Consider the following 22,345-nt stretch of genomic DNA (forward strand, 5'->3'; position numbering starts at 1 on the left):
TTGCATCGCGGGAGCCATCCACAGAAGACATCGGTGTGCGGTGCGTCGACGGCTCATTTTGTGGCGGCAAGCCGTGCAAGACGAGCGTCGGTTGACCATCGGGATCACCACCCTGCAGCGCGTGAAAGGTGCAGTGTGGCAGGTCGAAGGTGACGTGTTCGAACTCCATGTGTGTCAGGCTTCTCCAAGAGCGGTCGGACGAGCGATCCTGATGCTGGCCTCGGTGTCTCTGGTTTTGGACATGTGCGTCTCCTCAGGTGCCGGGTGTACTGCGTCAGCCGGCAGTCGGTTTCCGTGACACCGGCCCGCAACCTTCAGAATATGATAGCTCGCGGCAAGGAAGCCGGTGCTGGTTTATCAGAAGGCCCCGCAGGCGGCAGCGGCGGAATGGTCAGAGCCAGCGGCGAACCTCGGCCTTGTAGCGGCGGTAGTCGTCGCCGAACTTCGCTTCGAGATAGCGCCCCTCGCGGGCGATCACCTGCGTCTGGATCGCGATCAGCACCAACGGGAGCAAGGCGAAGGCGATCGGCCCGTCGAAGCCGATCGCAAGGCCGGAATAGATAAGCGCCATGCCGAGATACATGGGATTGCGGGTCCACCGATAAGGACCGGTCGTTGCGATGAGGGTCGTTGGCTGCGACGGCGGAACGTTGGTGCCTAGCCGCCGGAACAGCCCCGCCGCCGCAAGCATCATCGCCGCGCCGGCAACGAACAGCAGCGCGCCCGTCGCGACCAGCAACCGCCAGTCGATGCCGAAAGAGCGCAGGGTGACGAACCGCTCCGCCGCCAGCCCCAACAGCAGCGCTCCTAGATAGACGAAGGGCGGAGGGAAGCGCACACCCGCGCTGTCCGGTTCGACGGCCATGCTCATCTCCAATCTGTGCTCTCAAACAAGCATCGACTGCTGGGCTGAGATACCCGCCGTCGCGCCCTGCGATATTGCTGTGGTGACCGAAGCCATGGCTGGGTTTGCAAGATCGCCGGCGGCGTACATTCCGGGTATGCTGGTTTCGCGGCGCTCGTCGGCCTTCAGGGCGATGCCGAGGGGCGTATTGACCGTGGCGAGTCCCAGTGATTCATGCAGGCTTGCGGACGGCTTGTTGCGCGGATGCGCGAACAAGATATCGACTGCGACATCGGGGGCGGTATCGAGCTTGACGGTGGCATTGTGGCCCCTGTGGCGGGCGATTTCGGTGATCCGGCCATCAACGACAGGTATGTTGCGGCGCGCCAGATCGGCCCGGATATCGGGTGCAATGTCGTGACCATCGGCGAAGACCGTCAACGTGTCGGTCCAGTCGTGGTACAGCCTGACATAATTGTGCGACGGCGGGCCGGACCAGACGAGGCCCCAATGCTGGCCGGCGACTTCAAAGCCATCGCAATAGGGGCAGGGTACGATGGACGTGCCCCAGCCTTCGGCAAAGCCCGGAACATCAGGCATCTGGTCGGCAACGCCATAGCTCAGGATCAGTCGCAGCGCCCCAAGGCTTTCGCCAGCGCCAGTGAGGACAGAGAAATCGTCGATGGCGCCGGAGACCCTGTCGGCCCGGGCATTGACCAGCCTGATCGTGGGATAGCGCGCCAGCTGCTGCCGCGCTTCGGCCAGGATGTCCAGCGGTGGCTTGTGATCGTGGCCGAGCAGACCATGCGAGTGGCCGGCGAAGCGGTTGCGCGGCAGGCCGGTATCGAGAACGGTGACCTTGCGGCGGGCACGGCCGAGCTGCAGGGCGGCGGCGAGACCGGCAAAGCTGCCGCCGATGATGATGACGTCATCCATGGTGATGGGCTCCGTATGTGGATGAGGGGTTGGCTTGGGCCTGGCTTGCACATTTTTGACACTGCGTGGTATCGTAATTCAAGAATTATGATACTGTCAAGGACTGGAATTGTCGTGACCGAAAACAGCCAGGGCCGGCGCGGCCGGCCCGCCAATGAGGCGCTTGGCCAAACGATAGTCGACGCCGCGTGCGAACTCTTTGAGGAATTGGGTTTTCATGCGACGACATTGGACAAGGTCGCCCAGCGAGCGAAGATATCCAAGCTCAGCATCTATCGGCACTTCGAGAACAAGGAGGCGCTGTTCAGCGCGGCCATCGCGGCCCGCTGCCATCAGTTTGCACCACAGGCCCTTTTTGAAGGCGTCGACGGTTCGGCCGAAGATCAGCTCATGGCGGTGGGATCATCCCTGCTTCGCACGCTGTTGAACCCGGACGTCCGCAGTGTCGAAGCCATGATCATGGCCGACAAGACGAATCAAAAGTCGTTAAGCAAGCTCCATTACGAAGCCGGCCCCGCCCATGTCATCGCCCAAATCGAGGCCCTGTTGCGTCAGTTGCACGCGAAGGCGGTTCTGAACGTGACCGACCCTCTCCGGTCCGCCCGCTTGTTTGCCGCGCTTATCAAAGGATCCGATCTCCTGATTATCGCACGCTTCGATGAGGCGAGAGCAGAGGACGACAACGAAATCGAATCCTATTGCCGGTCGGCCGTCGCCATGTTCATCGCCGCGCACGGTGGCAACGACCACCCGGGCGGATAGCCTAGGAGTACTTGCATGATATTTGGGATGCTCGCATTGACATCAACGCGACTATTATCGTTGGGCAGCGGGCTGACCGGCGGAGTAACCGCTACCACCCCATTCGAGGCCTTAGTGCCGGCTTAGCAGACCGTCAGCTTTCGGGAAGCTGCAATGGTGGTCTGAACGGCAAAAATGCGGGGCAAAGCAGCCATTCAGGATTTGCCGGACCTTGTTGCGGAACCGCCATGGTGCAGATCGCGGAACTCTAACCCTGGCGGAACCAACCGCCACGCAGCCGATTAACCGGCATGGAGCTCCAAACCACCCAAGGGCCACCCCATGAGCATTCTGCAAACCACGAAGAAGGCCGTCGAGCAGGTCACCGGCATCGCCAGGCCAGACAGGCGAGAGGTCGCCGACCTCCTGAGGCCGCGCAAAGCGAATGCATTTCGGTTCAGGGATGACGGGCTGGTGCCCAACCATCCGTTCTGGCCGCTGGTCGTCTATCGCGGCGCCGTGACGCTGCCCGAAGACTTCGATCCGGCGGCTGTCATGGAGGCGCTTTTTGAAGCCAATGGCTGGGGCGATAGCTGGCGCAACGGCATCTACAACTACGTTCACTACCATTCGCGCATACATGAGGTGCTGGGCGTCGCGCGCGGCACGGCCAAGGTTCGCTTTGGCGGCAAGATGGGACGAACGCTGTCGCTGAAGGCCGGCGACGTCGCGGTGCTTCCGGCCGGCACCGGGCACCAGCGTCTTTCCGCATCCGACGATTTTCTAGTCGTCGGCGCCTATCCTCAATCCGGCACCTATGACCTGTGCACGACTGCCGCCTACCATGCCAAGGCGGTCGTAACGATCCCCAAGGTTGGCCGGCCGCGCAAGGACCCTGTCTATGGAAGCAAAGGCCCGTTGCTCGCAGCCTGGGACAGGGACTGAAGCCTTCTTTTCGAAGGGGCTTGCGGGTTGGCTTCGTGGCTCAAACCGAACCTTTGACCAACACCTACGGCGCCACCGACGAAGAAGGGCGCCTTGTAGATGGCGAAGCGGATCGTGCCGCTGTCGGCGTGCGGCAGCTCTGGCAATCAGGCTTGGTGCTATGTTATCGCAGTGACCCTGCCCGACGCATCGAGGCGACAACTGACTTGCGCCTGTCGGACTTCGATGCCACCCTTTCTTGCGTAGTCTATTCGCACCTCGATCGGCGCCGTGCGTGCACCCCGAAGTTGACGCAATGCGCCTGCGCTTACCGCGTGGACACGGACGGCGCCAAGCGGCGTCGCAGCGGCCATGATCGCCGCGCGGCAGGCTTGCACGACCGCAACCGGCGTACCGGGTCTCGCTGTCAGTGGTCCCAGAGATCCAAAGGGATACCCCTTGGTGGAGTCACTCCCACCGGCTTTGGAAGGCCTGAGGACGGGTGGCAGGACGATGGATTGCCTGGCGGTCTTGGCAGGGGAAGGGGCCGTCACTGCAGTCGAACTGTCGGGTGCCGTAGCCGCTTCGTTTTCGGCGGACGGATCGTCGCCCACACTGGCACTTGTGCTTGTGTCACCAACGTTGCCGCTGGCACTAACGCCTGCGTCGACTGATCCGTCATCTGCACCGACCGAAGCTCCAACATTTGCTCCGCCTACGCCGTCGACGCTCGTGCCCGCTCCCACAGATACGCCTTGCGAACCGGCGCTCACTCCAGCACTGACCCCGACACCGCCGGCCCTACCGCCCACACCTGCTTCAAGAGCCGAGGCAGGCCCAATTGTGATCCCGATCGTCAACGCGGCTGCGACATACTTGTTCATTGTCATCTCCCCTGCGGCTTTCGCTCCCTAGTCTTCACTGGCGCGGCTCGAGCTTTTTGATGGCCGTGTTGGAAGCAATGCTGCGGGAAGAGGTATGGTTGCCAGCAGAGCAGTTTGCGGCGACTTTTGGACCTTCACTTTCTGTTTTTTCGGCAAGTCCGGTTCACGGGCTGGTTGGGCGCCCGAATGCGATAACCTACTTGCAAGTGCACTCGCGGGGGTACGTGCTTTCGGCGCGCGCTCCACAGCCGCAGTGCGACGCTTACCCTTGACAATATCAATTGCCTCACGCGCGGCACTGAGGCTGCGGGCTAGACCGATAGCCCGTTCACGCTCTTGGTCCAGCGCGGCACTCAAATCTGCCGAGCTCTGCTTTAAAGCATCGCGTTCCCGGCGAACAATATCGAGGTCACGTACAGCTGAATCTGCTCGTTCGCGTCCCCGTTCGAGTGTTTCTCGAGCCTGCTTTAGAGCGGCCTCGGCCACCTGTCGGTCCCTTATGGCGTTGGCCTGCTCGACGGCTGCAAGATTTGCGCTTTTCTTAAGAGCATCGATAGTTTGGCGAGCCGTGGTAAGTTCTTGTTCCAAGAGCTCAACCTTGTGCCGCTCGTCATCAAGCGCTCGCTTCGCAGCAAGCTGGGAGGCTTCCATAGAGGGGTGCGCTCCAAGCGCGGCAGCCTTCTCGCTGTTCCAGAGACTGGCTTCGGCCCTGTAGCTTTCGATAACGCGCTGCGCCGCCTCCAGATCGAGCGCGAGCGCTTCGTCTGTTCGCTGCTGCTCATTTAGGGCGTGTGCTTGCTGAGCCACCGTGTCTGCCAGTACGTGTGCCTGGGCGCTTAGCTCACGTGCGCCGCGCTGCATAGCGTCCAGCTCCGCTCGTGCTGCGGCCAATTCGCGGCGTAAAGCCTCCTCATGCTCGCCGAGCGGTGTTTGCGCGCCCTCCTTGAGTGTTTTGAGTGCCTGCGCTTCGCTGAGCACCAGCTCTCTAGATATACGGGATCCCAGCGCGCTCGGTTGTGGCTTGCCCGGTTCTTTGCCGACCTCGGTGTGTTCGGAAACCGCGACCGACGAGCTGTCGTTAGCTGTGGTAACCGCTGACGCTTCGGGCGCCAACTGACCATTTGCCGGAGATGCCAACGCCAGAACGAGGCATAACGGAATGAGGGATGGTATGGCGTTGCACCCCCTGCCGCGTATCCCGTGAAGTAAAATCAAGGGCCGTGGTTTAATAAAGGTGAAGTCACAGCGGAGACATTTTGACCTGGTACTCTGCGCATGATTCATCACTGAACCTCACCGATCGCGGCCCTCACCGCTATTGTATTCTCCACTTACTGCACGCCGCGGATGCCGCACCAAAAAGATCAATGCTAGTGAAGCACCCTCGGCAACGCCAAAGCACGGAATTGCGCGCAAAGGCTGTTTCCTATTTCCTTAGTTGTCATCATTCGAACAAACGGAACTTTCGGCTTTCGGGATGACCATCTTCCCTACCCAACGGCTGTGATGCGGCGCAAAGCAGCCATTCAGGTCTGCGAAGGTCGACTTCGAGTCAACACCAGACTAAAAAGGTTGAAGTCGTTCCTTTAGAAGGGGCTTGCGGTCCGCTTCGGCCTAAACCAGGCCATTGACCGACACCCCCCGCCGCTCAAGCCGCAAGCACCGCCGCATCCAGCCCGCGGATGATCTTGGCCAGTTCGACGCATTCGTCGTGGCGGACCTTGTTGCGCCGCCAGGCGAGGCAGATCGTGCGTTGCGGCATTGGTTCCTGGAACGGCACGATCTTCAGATCGGGGATAGTGCTGGCCGGTCCCGCCGCCATTTCCGGGATGAGCGTCACGCCGAGCCCGTGCGCCACCATCTGTAAGAGCGTCGTCAGGCTGGTCGCGCCATAGCTTGCCATTGCCACCGGCCGCACGCTGCCGCAGACGGCGAGCGCCTGTTCGCGCAGGCAATGGCCTTCCTCCAGCAGCATCAGCCGCTCCAGTGCCGGGCTTTCCGGCGGCACCGGCGGCGAGGCGAAGGCGGGGTCGCCGGCCGGGACGGCCAGGAAGAACCGGTCGGAGAACAGCGCCTCGGTGACCAGGCCTGGGTAATCGAGGGGTAGTGCCGCGACGAAGGCGTCGAGCTTTCCCGAAGCCGTGTCCTCGACCAGCGAAGCGGTCACCGCCTCGCGCAATTCGAGTTGCAATGCCGGGAAATGCCGTTTCAGCTTCGGCAGCACATGCGGCAAGAGATAGGGCGCCACCGTCGGGATGATGCCGAGCCGGAAGCGGCCCTCTAGCGCCGGGCGGCCGCGCCGGGCCGTCGCCTCGACGTCGCGGATATCGGCAAGAATGCGCTCGATGCGCGGCAGTAGGGCCTGCGCCTCGTCGGTCATCCGCACCGCCTTGCCGCCGCGCTCGAACAACCGGCAATTGAGCCGCAGCTCCATCTCGGCGATCTGCGAAGAAAGCGCCGGCTGGCTGACGCCGGCGAGTTTTGCCGCACGGCCGAAATGCAGCGTTTGCGCCAGCGCTTCGAAATAATGCATCTGCCGGACGGTCAAGCCAATCATAAGGAAAACCTATCAGAATAAACAGCAAAGGCAATTTGTCTTTATCGGCTGGGCAGGCTAGTCTGGAACCATTCCAGAATGGCGCGGCTGCTGGCCCTGCCCGGAAAATCAACAAAATCCCGGAAAATCAACAAAATCGGAGGCAAAGATGGACGCGAAAACCGACGACAACAGCGCCGGCAAATGCCCGGTCCCACATGGATCGGCCAGGAGGAGCAATCGTGACTGGTGGCCGAACCAGCTTGACCTTGCCGTCCTCCACCAGCAGTCCAGCCTCTCGGACCCGATGGACGAGGACTTCGACTACGCCAAGGAATTCAAGAGCCTCGATCTCGATGCGGTGATCAGGGATCTGCACCAGGTGATGACCGATTCGCAGGATTGGTGGCCGGCCGATTTCGGCCATTACGGCCCGCTCTTCATCCGCATGGCCTGGCACAGCGCCGGCACCTATCGCATCGGCGATGGCCGTGGCGGCGCCGGCGCCGGCCAGCAGCGTTTCGCGCCGCTCAACAGCTGGCCGGACAACGCCAATCTCGACAAGGCGCGCCGGCTGCTGTGGCCGGTCAAGCAGAAATACGGCCGCAAGATCTCCTGGGCCGACCTGTTGATCCTCACCGGCAACGTCGCGCTGGAATCGATGGGCTTCAAGACCTTCGGCTTCGCCGGCGGCCGCGCCGATGTCTGGGAGCCCGAGCAGGACGTCGACTGGGGGTCGGAAACCAAGTGGCTCGACGACGAGCGCTATTCCGGCGACCGCGAACTTCAGGGCCATCTCGGCGCCGTGCAGATGGGGCTGATCTACGTCAACCCGGAAGGGCCGAACGGCACGCCCGATCCATTGGCCTCGGCACGCGACATCCGCGAAACCTTCGCCCGCATGGCCATGAACGATGAGGAAACCGTGGCGCTGATCGCCGGCGGCCACACTTTCGGCAAGACCCACGGCGCCGGCGATGCGTCGCTGGTCGGGGCGGAGCCGGAAGGCGCAGGCATCGAAGCGCAGGGCCTCGGGTGGTCGAGCAAGCATGCCACCGGCATTGCCGGCGATGCCATCACCTCGGGCCTCGAGGTGACGTGGACCACGACGCCGACCAAATGGAGCAACAACTTCTTCGACAATCTGTTCAACTACGAATGGGAACTGACCAAGAGCCCGGCCGGCGCCCATCAGTGGACACCGAAGGGCGGCGCCGGTGCAGGCACCGTGCCGGATGCGCACGATGCCTCGAAGCGCCGCGCCCCGGCGATGCTGACCACCGACCTCGCGCTACGCGTCGACCCGGCCTACGAGAAGATCTCGCGGCGGTTCCACCAGAATCCGGATCAGTTCGCCGATGCCTTCGCCCGCGCCTGGTTCAAGCTGACCCATCGCGACATGGGTCCCGTCGTCCGCTATCTCGGCCCGCTCGTGCCGAAGGAAGAGCTGATCTGGCAGGATCCGATACCGGCAGTCGACCACGAACTGGTCGGCGAACAGGATATCGCCTCGCTGAAGGCGAAGATCCTGGCCTCCGGCCTGTCCCTGTCCGAGCTGGTCTCGACCGCCTGGGCCTCGGCCTCGACTTTCCGCGGCTCCGACAAGCGCGGCGGCGCCAACGGCGCCCGCATCCGCCTGGCACCGCAGAAGGACTGGGAGGTCAACCAGCCGGCGCAGCTGGCCAACGTGCTCGAAAAGCTCGAAGGCATCCAGAGCGAGTTTAACGCCGGGCAGTCCGGCGACAAGAAAGTCTCGCTTGCCGACCTCATCGTTCTCGGCGGCGTCGCCGCGGTCGAGAAGGCGGCGAAAGACGGCGGCCATGACGTCAAGGTGCCGTTCACGCCAGGCCGCATGGACGCCTCGCAGGAACAGACCGATGTCCAGTCCTTCGCCGCGCTCGAGCCGAAAGTCGATGGCTTCCGCAACTACGTCAGGGGCAAGCCGCCGATGTCGGTCGAAGCGATGCTGGTCGACCGGGCGCAGCTGCTGACCTTGACGGCGCCGGAGATGACTGTGCTCGTCGGCGGCTTGCGAGTGCTCGGCGCCAACACCGGCAAGTCGAAGCACGGGGTGTTCACCGACAGGCCGGGCACGTTGACCAACGATTTCTTCGTCAACCTGCTCTCCATGAACACGGTCTGGGATCCGGCCGCCGGCTCCGATGAAGTCTACGAAGCGCGCGACCGCAAGACCAGGGCGGTCAAGTGGACCGGCACCCGCGCCGATCTGATCTTCGGCTCGCACGCGCAGTTGCGGGCGCTTGCCGAGGTCTACGGCTCGGCCGACGCCGGGCAGAAGTTCGTCAGGGATTTCGCCGCGGCCTGGACCAAGGTGATGAACGCCGACCGTTTTGACCTCGCGGCCTGATCCAGCACACGAAGTTCTCGACGCAACAAAAAAGGCGCGGGCCTCGACCCGCGCCTTTTCGTTGGGCCTCCGAAAAGTCAGTCCTTCTCGAAGATACCGGCCTTGGCAACCACGCCGGCAATGGCGCCGCCGATCAGCGGCGCGACGATGAACAGCCACAGCTGGCCGATCGCCGCAGTTCCCGAAAACAGCGCCGGTCCGATCGAACGGGCCGGGTTGAGCGATGTGCCGGTCACCGGGATGATGGCGAAATGCAGGCCGGCCAGCGTCAGGCCGATTACGAGGCCGGCGAAGGCCGTGGTGTGCTTGGCGTTGGTGACGCCGAGGATCACCGTGACGAAGGTGAAGGTGCCGATCAGCTCCCACAGGAAGGCCGAGCTGACGCCCCATTTCGTCACGTCCCAGCCATTGGCGCCGAAGCCGCCGGTGTGGCCGCCGACCTGTCCGGAGACGATGATCCACAGTGCCAGCGATGCGATGATGGCGCCGATGACCTGCGCGATCCAGTAGGGAATGACGTCCCTGGCCGGCATCCGCCCGGCAAGGAACACGCCGAGCGTCACCGCCGGATTGAGATGCGCGCCCGAGATCGGGCCGATCGCATAGGCCGCCGCGATCAGGCCGATGCCGAATGCCAGACCGATACCTTCCTGGCCAAGCGGCAGCGCGCCGCCGAAGCCGCCCGTCACCACCGAAGCCGTGCCGATGAACACCAATAGAAACGTGCCTAGAACTTCCGCCAGATAAGTTTTCATTGCCCTCTCCTCGTATCGACCCGCGGCTCCGCTTTTTTCTGCGACGCGAATCACCGCGCAAAAGAGTATTCGCAACCGCAAAAGTTGCAAAGCAGCGCAGTTGCACCTGCCGGCGTGCTTGTGCTCGCCAGACAAGAACATTAGAGGCTTATAATATATTGATCGAATTATTTGGTTCCGCATGCCGACGCCCGCTTGGTGGCGGCGGCTCGCGATGCACCAACCCACATTCGTCACCCGCCTTGCATGGATTGTCTCGCCGTCGGGGAAACAGACTGTTTCAATCAGGACACGAAAAGCTCTAAGAGCAGGGCCGGATTTTATTTTGCTGAGTAATGGAAGACGACAATGAGACTGGGCGGGCGGCTGGCGGCAGCCATCGAAGTGCTTGACGACATCGGCCGGCGCCACCGGCCGGTGGCCGATGCGCTGAAGGACTGGGGCCTGTCGCACCGCTTCGCCGGTGGCGGCGACCGCGCCGCGATCGGCAACATCGTCTACGACGCGCTGCGCCGCAAACGCTCCGCCGGCTGGCTGCTCGGCGAGGAGAAGCCGCGCGCCATCGGCTTCGGCGCGCTGCTGCTCGAATGGGGCCAGACGGCGCAGTCGCTGAACGAGGCGCTCGAGGGCGACAAGTTCGCGCCGCCGCTGCTGAGCGCCGACGAATTGAAAACCCTCGCCGCTCGCCGGCTCACCGACGCGCCGCCGGCTGTCAGGGCAGACATCCCCGACTGGTGCATGCCGCTGTTCGAGCGGGCGTTCGGCACGGCCTGGGTGGAAGAGGGTGCCGCGCTTGGCACTCGCCCGCCGCTCGACCTCAGGGTCAACACGCTCAAGGCCGATCGTGGCAAGGTGCTGGCGGAATTGGCGGAGACCGGCGCCAAGCCTGCGCGGATCGCGCCGCACGGCATCCGCATCCCGCCGATCGACGGCGACGGCAGGCACCCGAACGTGCAGGCCGAACCGGCCTTCCAGAAAGGCTGGTTCGAGGTTCAGGACGAAGGTTCGCAGATTGCGGCCGAACTGGCCGGCGCCGAGCCTGGCATGCAGGTGCTCGACTTTTGTGCCGGCGCCGGCGGCAAGACGCTGGCGCTGTCTGCGGCGATGGACAATCGCGGCCAGATCTTCGCCCACGATGCCGAGAAGGCAAGGCTGGCGCCGATCTTCGACCGTATCCGCCGCTCGGAAAACCGCAATGTGCAGATCGTCACCAAACCGGCGGAGCTCGCGCCGCTCGGCAAGCATATGGACATCGTGCTGATCGATGCGCCCTGCACCGGCAGCGGCACGTGGCGGCGCCGGCCGGATGCCAAATGGCGGCTGACGCAAAGGCAGCTCGACGCCCGCAAGGGCGAGCAGGAGACGATACTCGATGCCGCCAAGGACTTCGTCAAACCCGGCGGCCTGCTGGTCTACATCACCTGTTCGGTGTTCGACGAGGAGAATGGCGACCAGGTTTCGGCGTTCCGGGACCGCCATCCCGGCTTTGTCCCCGTCGATCACCGCCAGCTTTGGGACAGCCGTTTTGCGGGCCACGAGGCGGCAGTGCGTTTTGGCGCTGCGGGCGGCATTTCGCTGTCGCCGTTGCTGAGCGGCACCGACGGCTTTTATTTCTGCGCGCTGCGGCGGGCTGGCTGAACGGTTGCCGGATGTCGCCGATCTCGCTTCTTATCAGCAGGTTTAGCCAATTGCTGCAGTGCAGCATTTGCGATTGCCTGCCGCCCACCCCTCTGCGATAAATGCCTCTGCAATAAGATTTGTCGAGAAACGAAGGGCGACGGCCATGGCAGCAAAGATCGTTCCTGCTCCCGATTATGAGGACCGCGTCAGGACGTCCTTCGCGCGCCAGAACGCGATGATGACCATTGGCGCCGAGCTGACGCTGGTGACGCCCGGCATCATCGAGATCGAAATGCCCTATTCGGCGGCACTGACCCAGCAACACGGCTTTCTTCATGCCGGCGTCATTTCGACGGCTCTCGATTCGGCCTGCGGCTATGCGGCATTCTCGCTGATGCCGGAAAATTCCGGCGTGCTGACCATCGAGTTCAAGGTCAATCTGCTGGCGCCCGGCCGGGGCGAGCGTTTTCTGTTCCGCGGCTCGGTGACCAAGCCCGGCCGCACCATCATCGTCGCCGATGGCCAGGCCTATGCCTTCGCCACCGACGGCGAGGCCAAGCTGATCGCCACAATGACCGGAACGATGATGACGGTGCTCGGCCGCGACGGTATCGAGGGCTGAGGAACGGGCAGGGGAGGATGGACGATCATGGCCGGCAAGACACCTGGTGAGCTCACCCTGATCTCCGGCAAGTCCGTTCTCTTCGTCATGGCGGCCGAGGCCGAATACGGCCCACACTTGCAGCGGCTGTTCACGCCGCTGCTGACCGGCGTCGGGCCGGTCGAGGCCAGTGTCGGGCTCAGCGCCGAACTGTCCCGGCTGAGGGTCGAAAAGGCGCTGCCGGATCTGGTCGTGTCGCTCGGTTCGGCGGGCAGCCGGACGCTGGAGCAGACGGAAATCTACCAGGCCGTTTCAGTCGCCTACCGCGACATGGACGCTTCGCCCTTGGGGTTCGAGAAAGGCGCCACGCCGTTTCTCGACCTGCCTGTCAGTGTGCCGCTACCGTTCAGGATACCGGGCATCAGGCCGGCGACGCTGTCCACCGGCGCGGCAATCGTCTCCGGCGCCACCTACGAGGCGATCGCGGCCGATATGGTCGACATGGAGACCTTCGCCTGCCTGCGCGCCTGTCAGCTGTTCGACGTGCCGCTTATCGGCCTGCGCGGCATTTCCGACGGGGCGGCCGATCTAAGACACGTCGGCGACTGGACGGAATACCTGCATGTCATCGACGAGAAGCTGGCCGCGGCGGTGCAACTGCTGGAACAGGCGATCGCGTCTGACACGCTGCAGTTTTGACCTGTCCCATGAAGATGCGGATTCGGAGTGAGAGAGACGCCCCGCAACCCATTGCGCCGACTCGTTTCTTTCTTTAAACGCTCGCCATGAAAACAGCCAATCATCCCGACACCGTCCTGATTGTCGATTTCGGCAGCCAGTTCACTCAGCTGATTGCCCGCCGCATTCGCGAGGCCGGCGTCTTTTCCGAGATCGTGCCCTTCCAGTCGGCTGAGGCGGCGTTCAAGCGCATCAATCCAAAGGCGGTGATCCTGTCCGGCGGTCCGGCCTCGACCAGCGACATCGGCAGTCCGCGCGCGCCACAGATCGTCTTCGACGCCGGCGTGCCGGTGCTCGGCATCTGCTATGGCCAGATGGCGATGTGCGTGCAGATGGGCGGCGTCGCCGAAAGCTCCGACCATCGCGAGTTCGGCCGCGCCTTCGTCGAGATCGCCAAGGACAGCCCGTTGTTCGAGGGCCTGTGGGCGCCCGGCCAGCGCCACCAGGTGTGGATGAGCCATGGCGACCGTGTCATCTCCCTGCCGAAGGGATTCGAGGTGCTCGGAAAATCGGAGGGCTCGCCCTTCGCCATCTTCGGCAATGTTGAGCGCAAGATGTACGGCCTCATGTTCCACCCCGAAGTGGTGCACACGCCGGACGGCGCCAGGCTGCTCCAAAACTTCGTCCACAACATCGCCGGCATCGAAGGCGACTGGACGATGCGGGCCTACCGTGAGCACGCGGTCGAGACGATCCGCAAGCAGGTCGGCAAGGGCAAGGTGATCTGCGCGCTTTCGGGCGGCGTCGATTCCTCGGTCGCGGCCCTGCTGATCCACGAGGCGGTCGGCGATCAGCTGACCTGCATCCTCGTCGACCACGGGCTGATGCGCAAGGACGAGGCGGCCGGCGTGGTGGAGATGTTTCGCCAGCACTACAATCTGCCGCTGATCCTGGTCGATGCTTCGGACCGTTTTATCGGCGCGCTCGAGGGCGAGTCGGATCCGGAGAAGAAGCGCAAGACCATCGGCCGGCTGTTCATTGAAGTGTTCGAGGAGGAGGCCGAGAAGCTCGGCGGCGCCGATTTCCTGGCGCAAGGCACGCTCTATCCCGACGTCATCGAAAGCGTCTCTTTCACCGGCGGACCGTCGGTGACGATCAAGTCGCACCACAATGTCGGAGGCCTACCCGCGCGCATGAACATGCAGCTGGTCGAGCCGCTGCGCGAATTGTTCAAGGACGAGGTGAGGGCGCTCGGCAAGGAGCTCGGCCTGCCCGACAGCTTCATCGGCCGGCATCCGTTCCCCGGCCCCGGTCTCGCCATCCGCTGCCCGGGCGGCATCACCCGCGAAAAGCTGGAGATCCTGCGTGAGGCCGATGCCATCTATCTGGATGAGATCCGCAAGGCCGGCCTCTACGACGCCATCTGGCAGGCCTTCGCCGTGCTGCTGCCGGTGCAGACCGTCGGCGTGATGGGTGACGGCCGCACCTACGAATTCGTCTGCGCGCTGCGCGCCGTCACCTCGGTAGATGGCATGACTGCGGATTTCTACCACTACGACATGGCATTCCTGGGCGCCGCCGCCACCCGCATCATCAACGAGGTGCGCGGCATTAACCGCGTCGTCTACGACGTGACGAGCAAACCGCCAGGCACGATCGAGTGGGAGTGAGGAGGGAGTGCGGTGGAGTAGTATCGGATAGCAGAGGACACTCGAGCGAATCCTAGGCCATCGATAGCAGCCGATAGGTTCTAGGCGACCGGCAGATCTGCCGCTGTGTCGGGCGTCTCCCCGCTCTTCGAACGGCGCCCATACCCCGTCGGGCCCACCCCAACCTTCGCGACTTTGTGGCCTTCAAATATTCGGTCGCGCGCTGCTCGAAGAAGTTAGCGCGCGACCAGTTCTCGGCGTCGACCACACGGTCGTAGATCGATTACTGCTCCTTCTTGAACAGGTCCTGGAAGATGAGCTGGCCCCACGTGCGGCCGCGTGCGTGAACCAGCGCGCCACCCTCGCTGAGCTTTCCCAGCTTGACGGGTGCGAACCCGAGTTGTTTGGCCAAGGCCGCCACCGGAGCGGTCGCGTCCTCGTCGTCGCTCGACAGAAAGACGACCCGGTGGCCGCCCTCGACGACCAGGTGATTGAACCCTTTCACGAGCTTGGCGCCGGTGAACGCCTTCGCGACGAAGGCGGAGGACGGGAGACCGTCCAGCTCTTCAGGGACTGGAAACGCGTTCATCGCGTCGATGACCGTCTTGCCTTTCCAACTCGGCAGGACCTTCGCAACCTCGCGATGCTCCCCGAACGGGACCGCCAAGATGATTGTGTCGGCCTCGAGTGCATCCCGCAGCGACTTGGCGACGACCGTGGGTCCAATCGCCCTAGCCTGCGGCGCCAGCGCCTCGGGCGGCCGGCGGCTCGCGACGGTCACGTCGATGTTTTTACGGGCGAAGGCGTGGGCGAGGGCCTGGCCTACCGCACCGAATCCTACAATCGCATAGCTCATAATACTTCTCCGATCCGTGTTGGTCTTGATTCCCCGGCCCTCAACGGCGCTGGGTTATCCGTTTCGCTGCATGGCGACCTTCGCGAGATCTTCGGACTGCCACCCCAAGCGATGCGCGTCATCGGTTCGAATTCCTGAATTGACGCGTAGACGTCCTGCCGTGAACGAGTTCCGCGCGGCCGGACGGTCAGCCGCGCGGCAGGCAAGCCCGGATACTCGAACGTGTGCGTCCAATCCTCCTCACTCGTTCATGTCGACATGGCTTGCGATCTCCGACTCAGGCGGAACCTATGACTCACAACCGACCCCAAGGAACACTGTTGCCGCCCATCTAGCCGTCTTATCGGTATCGGCGAAGCCGCTGATCTGTGCTAAGCCGCCGCCCGAATAGCCAAAGGAGTACACCCGTGAGCGAGCCGACCGTGGCCGAGGCGACCGACAGCATCTATGCATCGCTCCGGGCGAACAATGCCGACATCGACGCACATATCGCGGCGCTCAAAGCAGCGCTGACGCGAGAGGGGATAGAACAGGCGGTGTTTGATCCGGCAAGGCTGGCACAGAACAACCGTTCGGGCCGCAAGCTGATGCAGGCTTATTTTCGGCAGCGCGGCGTGAGCGTGAGGTTTTCGGCCTCGTAGGGGCGCACACTGAGGCGCCACAGCCCGCCGGCAATCATTGTGGTCCAGGACCCCTCGGGGAGTTCAGGCAAGTCCGCTTTTGGCTTCTGTAGGCCGACATGCGTCTTCTGGCCCCGCCGACGTCAAAGTACCTAGGAAATCGGCCGACAAATGGTCAATTCAATCACCTGCGCTGGCTGCCGAGTACATCAGCGACCGATTCGCCGCTTCTGGCCTTCGGATTTGACCGGCCCAATTGCATGTATCTGCCGCCTCGAGCGCTTCGGCGCGGTCAGATTTGTCTAACGCTCCTATCCGTCGAACCGACGCGAAGAACCGTGGATAGTCGCCCGAACACAAATCGAATAAGCGGAGAAACGCAGTCACCCGATCGCTGTAGACGGAAGTCGCGGCGAGCTTTGCGTTGTTGATCGGAGCATCGAACCAGGCGTCATATCCACGGTATCCACCCCAGCGCCTGTCGCGCATCTGTCGGTATCGCGTCCTCAGCCGTTCGATCGCGGCCTTCTTCGCGGCCCACTTCTGCTCAGAAGTAACATCGTCGTCATAGACATGCCTTAGCTCGTCCCGGGTCTGCGACACCAGCACAAGAAATTCAGCTCTGCGCCTCCGGTCGGCTTCGTAACGGCGCAATCCGGCAGTATCGCCGGTCGCGCGCAGCCATTTTCTCACACCCGTTGTTTCGACAGCGACAGCGAACGCTTCGTTGAACGAGGAATCGTCATGCACGTAGACGCGCTGGTGAGCGAGTTCGTGGAATACCAGCCCTGCAAGATACGTTTCATCTTGGCTGAGCATGGTGCTTAGCAGCGGGTCACTTGACCAGCCGAGCGTGGAATATGCAGTGATGCCCGTCACATAGATGTCCAGGCCCTGTCTCTGAAGTTCGACAGCGGTTTCAATCGCAGACCTTTTGGAGAAGTACCCTCGGTACGGTACGCATCCGAACACCGGAAAGCACCATGTTCGTGGCGTCAGCGAGAATTCCGGCGCTGCAAAGATGGCCCATGTCACCGCGTCTCGACCAACGTCAACATAGCTGCGGTAGCTGTTGTTGTCCGGCAGCGCTAGTTCATCTATCGCAAACTGTCGGATGGCGCTCGCCGATGCCATTCGAGCGCGCAATGTCCCAGGGGTCGAAGGATTGTCGATCAGCTCTCCGACATCCTGGCGCGCCGCCATGATCTCCACGTGACCCTTCAAGGATTGTGCGTAGTAGGAAATGCTGGTGCAACCTGCCACGCCGGACATCACGATCATCGCAGCAACCGAACGAAAAGCATGCATCATGCCCACGGCATCGCTCACACTTCCGGATAGGGCAAATGTCGCAACTACGCCCGGTCCCAAACAGTCGCGCCAATTTGGTAAGGTCCTGGAGGGGGTTTAGGTTAGACGTTCGTCCTCGGCAAGATAGTCACAATTCGGTCACTCGCCGCCAAATTGCCGAATGTCCGGACACGGCCGACTTAAGCAACGCAGCATTTTCCACTTTGAGGCGAAATAATTCTCAACTATGGTCCGCCAGGCTTTAGGCATGGGGGAATATTGCCGATGGTTTTATCACGCAGGGGTGTCGTGCTCGGTGGCCTGGCGCTGGTCGCGGTGGGTGCAACCAGCAATATTGCTCAAGCCGCGGCGGCAAAATCCTTTTTCGCCGGTACCGCCAGCGACAACAATTTTGTCTATCGCAAGACCAACTTCGCCAAGATCGACAAGAGATGGCATCGCCAGATCGTCAAGTATTTCAGCAGCGAGCCGGTCGGCACCGTCGTGGTCGATACCCGCCACCACTTCCTCTACGTCATCATGGAAAACAAGACCGCCATCCGCTACGGCGTCGGCGTCGGCAAGGACGGCTTCAAATGGTACGGCCGCGCGACGATCGACCGCCGCGCGCTGTGGCCGCAATGGGTCCCGCCCCCCGAAATGCGTAAGCGCAAGCCGGACCTACCACCCATGGTCGCAGGCGGCGCGTCCAACAATCCGCTCGGGCCGCGCGCGCTCTATTTGCACCGCGACGGCGCCGACACCGGCTACCGCCTGCATGGCACGCTGGAGCCATGGAGCATCGGCACCGACGCTTCCAGCGGCTGCATCCGTATGTTCCCGGAAGACATCATCGACCTCTACCAGCGCTGCCCGATCGGCACCGCGGTGCAGGTCCTGCCGCACATCGCCGACCAGGCGCCCGCTTCCACCACTGTCGAATGATTGGCGCCTCATGAACCGCACGATTGAAAACACGCGCCGGCTGCTCGCCGCCGGCCTGCTGGTGCTGGTCGCATCCTGCTCGACCAGCAACACGCTGGCCCCTTCCACGCCCGACGTCACCAACACCGAGGTTGCCGGCTTCCAGAACGTGCAGCCGGGCAGCGAGGAGGATTTTATCCTCAATGTCGGCCGCCGCACCTATTTCACGCAAGGTTCGGCCGCGCTCGATTCTGTCGCCAAGGCCACCCTCGACACCCAGATCGCCTGGTTAGCAAAGCATCCGCGCTGGCTGCTCAAGCTGCAGGGTTTCGCCGACGATCCCGGCGCAAGTGAAACGGCGCTGTCGCAGCAGCGCGCCGATGCGGTGATGGACTACCTCGCCGCCGGCGGCATAGACCGCAACCGCATGTGGGCCAAGGGCTACGGCAAGGACAGGCTCGTCCGCGAGTGCCCCGACAACGCCTGCAGGTCGCAGAACCGCCGGGTTGTGTCTAATTTGCGCGATGTGAGGGACGAGCCATAGGGCTGCTGTTTTGCTTGTGACCCGAAGCAGAGTCTCACACGCGACGGCGGCATGGCTGCTTTGCGCCTCATCTCAGTCGTTAACCCAAACTCTGCCTCGACTTGAAAGCGGTTGTTCCCACAACTGCAACAGCGGCAGCCAAGCGTCCTTTCTTTTGTGATGATCCCAAGAGCCATTGCTCTGCCACACTACGGCCTTTGGGTTACAGACAGGCGAGTGTGACGCCTGTTGCTTCGGCCTTTCCTGCGGGCTTGCGAACCGCAATATCGGAAGCCGATCGCTCGGTGACCTCCGTCGCCGATTTGGATCAATCAGCGGTTCACAATTTGTTTCGCGTAGGATAATGCCCGATCGTGGGAAATTTTGCGATCGTCACTGAATGAACAACCTTGACCTTTCCGCCACGACTTCGTTCTGAGCGTCAAGCCAGAGTACGCTACCAAGATTGTAAGCGGTCAGAAGAAAGTCGAACTGAGGCGTCGATTTCCGCACCTTTACACGCGCGGCAGCGTCGACTTCTTCCGCACATATCCCGGAATGTATGTGCCGCGGCCGCTGATACTGCGATGTCAGATCCTCGGTCAACCACTGCAGCATATCGCGTACGAGACCCTGGCTTTGACCAAGATGAATTGGAACAACACTCAGTTCGACAACGGAATGCCGATTACTATTGCGACGGCAAGACAGGTGGGGCAGGTGCTGAAGTACCTCGAGACGGGCAGGAGATCGCTCCAAGGTACAGCTTTTACATGTAGAGAATCGGCTCTGACGCTGCGGAAGCGGGCAGCTCTATGTCGGCGAACGAAAGCGATGGAGTGAACACAAACGCCCACTCTGGCTGCGCGAACGGAGGGGAGTGCTGTGGAGTAATATCGGATAGCAGAGGACACTCGAGCGAATCCTAGGCCATCGATAGCAGTCGATAGATTCTAGGCGACCGACAGATCTGCCGCTCTGTCGGGCGTCTCCCCGCTCTTCGAACGGCGCCCATACCCCGTCGGGCCTACCCCAACCTTCGCGACTTTGTGGCCTTCAAATCTTCGGTCGCGCGCTGCTCGAAGAAGTTAGCGCGCGATCAGTTCGTGGAGATGTTTCGCCAGCACTATAATCTGCCGCTTATCCTGGTCGATGCTTCGGAGCCGGTGCTTTCCAACCATGCGGTCGAGCGGCACAATATCACGGCGGTCTGGCCGGAAAGCCGGCGCGCCAATCCCGCTGTGCGCGCCTTCCTCGACCTGTTGCAGGGTGTGTCGAGAAACAGGTGAAGGTCACGGCCAGCATTTGGCCTGAAGACACCGGGCAGGGGAAACTCAGCCGCAGGTGTCGACCGTCCGCTGGTCGGCGCCATTAGCGCCATAACCGTCTCGGCAGCTACGCGACGAAGCGGACCACGCCGCCATCCACCCGCAAAGCCGCGCCGGTTGTCGCCGAAGCCTGCTCCGAGCATGCGTAGATGATCATGTTGGCCACCTCATCGGTGGTCGCGAAGCGTTGGATGAGGGTGGTCGGACGCATCGCCTTCAAGAAGCCCTGTTCGGCCTCCTGCTGCGTGATTCCGTTTGCGTCAGCCTGCTTCGCCATGAAGTCGCCCAGGATCTCAGAGCGGGTAGGTCCCGGCAGGACGGCGTTGATTGTGACACCCGTGCCCGCGACCGCCTCGGCGAGCCCGCGCGACACCGCGAGTTGAGCGGTCTTGGTCATGCCGTAGTCGAGCATTTCCTTAGGGATGTTGACTGCGGACTCGCTACTTACAAACACGACGCGGCCCCAGCCTTTCGCCACCATCCGCGGCAGATAATGACGGGTCACGCGCACGCCACTCATTACGTTCAACTGGAAGAGGCCAAGCCAGTCCTCGTCGGGGATCTTCGCGATGTCCTCGACGCCACTGTAGCTCCGGATGTGAGCCGTACCAACATTGTTCACAAGGATATCGGCGTCCGGCGCCTGCGCGATCAAGGCCTGGGCACCCTCCGCTGTCGCAAGATCGGCGGCGATGCCCGAGATGTCGCTTCCGGGAAAGGCCTGCCGCATCTGCCTCACCGCCTCGTCGACCCGGGTATTCCCACGGCCGTTGACGACGACCGATGCACCGGCACGGGCAAACCCCTCCGCCGTCGCGCGGCCGATTCCGGCGGTGGATCCGGTGACAATCGCCTTGCGGCCCCTGAGTTCAATATTCATGTCATTTATCTCCAAAGGTAGGTGGGTGATCATCCGCCGATCCAGGCTGGAAGCGCCCGTCGTCTGTTGAGTACCGACAATATTCGGGACGAAGGCAGGCCCAGTACTGTTCGGTCGAAAGCGTTGCGGCCCAAGCAACCGGCCAGGCCTTAAGACAAGCCCATTCAACTTGCCCTGCTTGCCACTTCCGCCTCCGCAGCGCGGGCGAGGCTTTCGACCCATTCCTGGTGATAGCGGTAGAGTGCACCGGGATGCTTGCGCCCGAGTTCCTCAAGGAACCAAGGGCCCTGCTGCGTTTCTTCGGTCAGCACATGGCAGCCATCGACCGTAGGAGTGATGACCCAGCCGTGGTACGCGCTCGAGCCGGTCTCGTCGCCATCGACCGTCGTCGCCCACGCGAGCCTGCGGAAGGGTTCACACTCCGTCACGACCAGACTCATCGGAAAGCCAACCGTCACCCGGCTGTATCTGGTTTGAAGCGCCAGTTCCGGCTTGCCGGTCAAGATCTTGACCTGATCTTCGGCGGGAAAGTAGCTCGACCAATTCTCGGCATCGACGAGCAGCTTCCAGACCACTTCAGCCGGCGCCTTCACGTCAATGTCGTTGAGTGCGTAGATGGCCGACGTTTTCGGATCATATCGCTCGGGCCAAATCACATGATCATACATCGATTACTGCTCCTTCTTGAACAAATCCTGGAAGATGAGCTGGCCCCAAGTGCGGCCGCGTGCGTGCACCAGCGCGCCACCCTCGTTGAGCTTTCCCAGCTTGACGGGTGCGAACCCGAGTTGTTTGGCCAAGGCCGCCACCGGAGCGGTCGCGTCCTCGTCGTCGCTCGACAGAAAGACGACCCGGTGCACGCCCTCGACGATCGGATCGGCAGCCAGGGTGGCCGCAATCAGGTGATTGAACCCTTTCACGAATTTGGCGCCGGTGAACGCCTTCGCGACGAAGGCGGAGGACGGGAGACCGTCCAGCTCTTCAGGGACTGGAAACGCGTTCATCGCGTCGATGACCGTCTTGCCTTTCCAGCTCGGCAGGGCCTTCGCAACCTCGCGATGCTCCCCGAACGGGACCGCCAAGATGATTGTGTCGGCCTCGAGTGCATCCCGCAGCGACTTGGCGACGACCGTGGGTCCAATCGCCCGAGCCTGCGGCGCCAGCGCCTCGGGCGTCCGGCGGCTCGCGACGGTCACGTCGATGTTTTTACGGGCGAAGGCGTGGGCGAGGGCCTGGCCTATCTTACCGAATCCTACAATAGCGTAGCTCATAGTGCTTCTCCGATCCGTATTGGTCTTGATTCCCCGGCCCTCAACGGCGCTGGGTTATCCGTTCTACTGTGTGGCGTCCTTTGCGTAGACGTCCCGGCGTTCCATCATGGACACGCT

At 62.5% G+C, this 22,345-nt stretch carries 20 protein-coding genes and 1 pseudogene; 11 read left to right on the forward strand and 10 right to left on the reverse strand.

Annotated features, from left to right (window positions below):
• Positions 1-391 precede the first annotated feature (391 nt).
• The gene (locus NKH05_RS00275; RefSeq protein WP_353024843.1) at positions 392-865 is read right to left on the reverse strand and encodes a methyltransferase family protein; all 474 of its coding nucleotides are present in this window, start codon (positions 863-865) and stop codon (positions 392-394) included.
• 21 nt (positions 866-886) lie between these two features.
• Positions 887-1,780, reverse strand: coding sequence for an NAD(P)/FAD-dependent oxidoreductase (locus tag NKH05_RS00280; RefSeq protein ID WP_023716485.1), 894 nt, complete (start codon positions 1,778-1,780; stop codon positions 887-889).
• Between the two features lie 114 nt (positions 1,781-1,894).
• On the opposite strand from NKH05_RS00280, the gene NKH05_RS00285 reads away from it, so the two are divergent.
• Positions 1,895-2,542 carry a TetR/AcrR family transcriptional regulator gene (locus NKH05_RS00285; protein ID WP_023716486.1) on the forward strand — a complete coding sequence of 216 codons (648 nt, stop codon included), beginning with the start codon at positions 1,895-1,897 and terminating at the stop codon, positions 2,540-2,542.
• A gap of 321 nt (positions 2,543-2,863) precedes the next feature.
• Positions 2,864-3,466, forward strand: a complete 603-nt coding sequence (locus NKH05_RS00290; protein WP_023716487.1) for a cupin domain-containing protein — start codon at positions 2,864-2,866, stop codon at positions 3,464-3,466.
• Positions 3,467-4,356: 890 nt separating this feature from the next.
• Here NKH05_RS00290 and NKH05_RS00300 read toward each other — a convergent pair.
• Positions 4,357-5,613: a coiled-coil domain-containing protein gene (locus NKH05_RS00300; RefSeq protein ID WP_353024845.1), complete on the reverse strand. Its 1,257-nt coding sequence runs from the start codon at positions 5,611-5,613 to the stop codon at positions 4,357-4,359.
• 364 nt (positions 5,614-5,977) lie between these two features.
• Positions 5,978-6,886 carry a hydrogen peroxide-inducible genes activator gene (locus NKH05_RS00305; protein ID WP_353024846.1) on the reverse strand — a complete coding sequence of 303 codons (909 nt, stop codon included), beginning with the start codon at positions 6,884-6,886 and terminating at the stop codon, positions 5,978-5,980.
• A 148-nt stretch (positions 6,887-7,034) separates the two neighbouring features.
• On the opposite strand from NKH05_RS00305, the gene katG reads away from it, so the two are divergent.
• Positions 7,035-9,233 carry a catalase/peroxidase HPI gene (gene katG, locus NKH05_RS00310; RefSeq protein ID WP_353024848.1) on the forward strand — a complete coding sequence of 733 codons (2,199 nt, stop codon included), beginning with the start codon at positions 7,035-7,037 and terminating at the stop codon, positions 9,231-9,233.
• Between the two features lie 77 nt (positions 9,234-9,310).
• On the opposite strand, the gene NKH05_RS00315 is transcribed toward katG, so the two are convergent.
• Positions 9,311-9,988 carry an MIP/aquaporin family protein gene (locus NKH05_RS00315; RefSeq protein WP_023677138.1) on the reverse strand — a complete coding sequence of 226 codons (678 nt, stop codon included), beginning with the start codon at positions 9,986-9,988 and terminating at the stop codon, positions 9,311-9,313.
• 348 nt (positions 9,989-10,336) lie between these two features.
• On the opposite strand from NKH05_RS00315, the gene NKH05_RS00320 reads away from it, so the two are divergent.
• From NKH05_RS00320 to guaA, 4 genes are all read left to right on the forward strand, one after another.
• The gene (locus NKH05_RS00320) at positions 10,337-11,626 is read left to right on the forward strand and encodes an RsmB/NOP family class I SAM-dependent RNA methyltransferase (RefSeq protein WP_353024849.1); all 1,290 of its coding nucleotides are present in this window, start codon (positions 10,337-10,339) and stop codon (positions 11,624-11,626) included.
• A 145-nt stretch (positions 11,627-11,771) separates the two neighbouring features.
• Complete coding sequence (locus NKH05_RS00325) at positions 11,772-12,230, forward strand: PaaI family thioesterase (RefSeq protein WP_292654248.1); 459 nt, start codon at positions 11,772-11,774, stop codon at positions 12,228-12,230.
• A 27-nt stretch (positions 12,231-12,257) separates the two neighbouring features.
• Positions 12,258-12,908 carry a 5'-methylthioadenosine/S-adenosylhomocysteine nucleosidase gene (locus NKH05_RS00330; RefSeq protein WP_353024851.1) on the forward strand — a complete coding sequence of 217 codons (651 nt, stop codon included), beginning with the start codon at positions 12,258-12,260 and terminating at the stop codon, positions 12,906-12,908.
• An 86-nt stretch (positions 12,909-12,994) separates the two neighbouring features.
• Positions 12,995-14,557, forward strand: coding sequence for a glutamine-hydrolyzing GMP synthase (gene guaA, locus NKH05_RS00335; RefSeq protein ID WP_352482341.1), 1,563 nt, complete (start codon positions 12,995-12,997; stop codon positions 14,555-14,557).
• Between the two features lie 262 nt (positions 14,558-14,819).
• On the opposite strand, the gene NKH05_RS00340 is transcribed toward guaA, so the two are convergent.
• Positions 14,820-15,392, reverse strand: coding sequence for an NADPH-dependent F420 reductase (locus NKH05_RS00340; RefSeq protein ID WP_352547813.1), 573 nt, complete (start codon positions 15,390-15,392; stop codon positions 14,820-14,822).
• Positions 15,393-15,799: 407 nt separating this feature from the next.
• Here NKH05_RS00340 and NKH05_RS00345 point away from each other — a divergent pair, with 407 nt between their 5' ends.
• Entirely contained in the window at positions 15,800-16,033 is a 234-nt protein-coding gene (locus NKH05_RS00345; RefSeq protein ID WP_023716496.1) for a hypothetical protein, read from the forward strand.
• 159 nt (positions 16,034-16,192) lie between these two features.
• On the opposite strand, the gene NKH05_RS00350 is transcribed toward NKH05_RS00345, so the two are convergent.
• A complete protein-coding gene (locus NKH05_RS00350) occupies positions 16,193-17,323 on the reverse strand; it encodes an aminopeptidase (RefSeq protein WP_352855335.1) in 1,131 nt (376 codons plus the stop codon).
• A 264-nt stretch (positions 17,324-17,587) separates the two neighbouring features.
• On the opposite strand from NKH05_RS00350, the gene NKH05_RS00355 reads away from it, so the two are divergent.
• The 3 genes and pseudogenes from NKH05_RS00355 to NKH05_RS00365 form a co-directional block, all read left to right on the forward strand.
• The gene (locus tag NKH05_RS00355; RefSeq protein WP_352482339.1) at positions 17,588-18,247 is read left to right on the forward strand and encodes a L,D-transpeptidase; all 660 of its coding nucleotides are present in this window, start codon (positions 17,588-17,590) and stop codon (positions 18,245-18,247) included.
• Positions 18,248-18,257: 10 nt separating this feature from the next.
• Complete coding sequence (locus NKH05_RS00360; RefSeq protein ID WP_352482338.1) at positions 18,258-18,770, forward strand: OmpA family protein; 513 nt, start codon at positions 18,258-18,260, stop codon at positions 18,768-18,770.
• A 1,142-nt stretch (positions 18,771-19,912) separates the two neighbouring features.
• Positions 19,913-20,038, forward strand: a pseudogene (locus NKH05_RS00365) (LysR family transcriptional regulator); the annotation flags it as partial.
• A gap of 106 nt (positions 20,039-20,144) precedes the next feature.
• Here NKH05_RS00365 and NKH05_RS00370 read toward each other — a convergent pair.
• The 3 genes from NKH05_RS00370 to NKH05_RS00380 all read right to left on the reverse strand — a co-directional run bounded on the left by NKH05_RS00370 (position 20,145) and on the right by NKH05_RS00380 (position 22,228).
• The gene (locus tag NKH05_RS00370; protein ID WP_023716502.1) at positions 20,145-20,957 is read right to left on the reverse strand and encodes an SDR family NAD(P)-dependent oxidoreductase; all 813 of its coding nucleotides are present in this window, start codon (positions 20,955-20,957) and stop codon (positions 20,145-20,147) included.
• A 164-nt stretch (positions 20,958-21,121) separates the two neighbouring features.
• The gene (locus NKH05_RS00375) at positions 21,122-21,625 is read right to left on the reverse strand and encodes an SRPBCC domain-containing protein (protein WP_352547369.1); all 504 of its coding nucleotides are present in this window, start codon (positions 21,623-21,625) and stop codon (positions 21,122-21,124) included.
• A gap of 3 nt (positions 21,626-21,628) precedes the next feature.
• Positions 21,629-22,228, reverse strand: a complete 600-nt coding sequence (locus NKH05_RS00380) for an NADPH-dependent F420 reductase (protein WP_502913230.1) — start codon at positions 22,226-22,228, stop codon at positions 21,629-21,631.
• Positions 22,229-22,345: the final 117 nt, after the last annotated feature.

The sequence above is a fragment of the Mesorhizobium sp. M1399 genome, from assembly GCF_040317735.1.
Taxonomy (GTDB): Bacteria; Pseudomonadota; Alphaproteobacteria; order Rhizobiales; family Rhizobiaceae; genus Mesorhizobium.